Origin of the sequence: Burkholderia sp. ZZQ-2 (genome assembly GCF_050768715.1) — a bacterium.
GTDB classification, from domain to species: Bacteria; Pseudomonadota; Gammaproteobacteria; order Burkholderiales; family Burkholderiaceae; genus Burkholderia; species Burkholderia cepacia.
Genome location: NZ_LDVA01000055.1, coordinates 1 through 1,229 on the forward strand (window position 1 = coordinate 1; position 1,229 = coordinate 1,229).

A 1,229-nucleotide genomic window follows, 5' to 3' on the forward strand; every position below is an offset into this window, starting at 1 on the left:
CGATGCGTTCGTCGAGGCGCTCGCGGGCGCGTATCCCGCCGCATGAATCGACGCATGTACCGACGCGCCCGCATCCGCCGGCCCGACCCGGGCCGGCTGTTGCGGGACGGTTGACGCAGGTCAACGCGGCTGTCCCGCCCGCCCCGGAAGATGAACTGCCATCATCGGCCGGGGGGGCACCTTGGAGCACCATGCGGAGGTATTGCGCGGCGGGCGCTGGACGCTGCCCGCGCCGGGCTGGCGGGATCTCGCCGCGGTGCTGATCGTCATCGGGTTCCTGATGCTGACCGGCATTTCGGCGCACCAGATGGCAGGCCCGCTCGCGGTCGCGCATCCCCCGGCCATCTCGTTGTCCCCCGCGGCGCTGCCCGGCTATACGCTGCGTACGGTCTCGCGCATGTTCGCGGCATTACTCGCATCGATTGCCTTCGCGCTCGTCTACGCGACCGCGGCGGCCAGGAGCCGGTCGGCCGAGCGGGTGCTGATTCCGTTGCTCGACGTGCTGCAGTCGGTGCCGATCCTCGGCTACCTGTCGTTTACGGTGCTGTTCTTCCTGTCGCTGTTTCCGGGGCGGATGCTGGGCGCCGAGTGTGCGGCGATCTTCGCGATCTTCACGAGCCAGGCGTGGAACATGACGTTCAGCTTCTACCAGTCGCTGCGCACGGTGCCGCGCGATCTCGACGAGACAAGCCGCAGCTTCCGGCTGTCCGCATGGCAGCGCTTCTGGCGCCTCGAGGTGCCGTTCGCGATGCCCGGTCTCGTCTGGAACGCGATGATGTCGATGTCGGGCGGCTGGTTCTTCGTGGTCGCATCGGAGGCGATCGCGGTCGGCGACCTGCACGTCGACCTGCCGGGCGTGGGCGCCTATGTCGCACGGGCGATCGCGAACCGGGATCTGGCCGCGGTGGGCTGGGCGATCGTCGCGATGAGCGTCGCGATCGTCCTGTACGACCAGTTGCTGTTCAGGCCGCTGGTCGCGTGGTCGGAACGGTTCCGCTATGGCGATGCCGTGCCCGCGGTCGTGCCGCGCAGCTGGATGCTCGACCTGTTCCACCGGTCGCGATGGATGGCCCGCGCCGGCGGCCCGGTCGGCATGCTGTTGCGCCGCGCGGCGCGTGCGCGGCTGCCGGGGGGCGCGTGGCCGTGGCGCGGCAGGATGGCGCTGCCGCGGCACGCGGGTGACGCGCTCTGGTTCGCGCTGTGCGCGGCGGGATGCGGGTATGCGGCGG

1 protein-coding gene is annotated in these 1,229 nt (G+C 70.6%); it reads left to right on the plus strand.

The window, feature by feature from the left end:
• Positions 1-181: 181 nt before the first annotated feature.
• On the plus strand, positions 182-1,229 hold a 1,048-nt coding region (locus tag ABY44_RS01755; RefSeq protein WP_431640785.1), incomplete at its 3' end, for an ABC transporter permease subunit.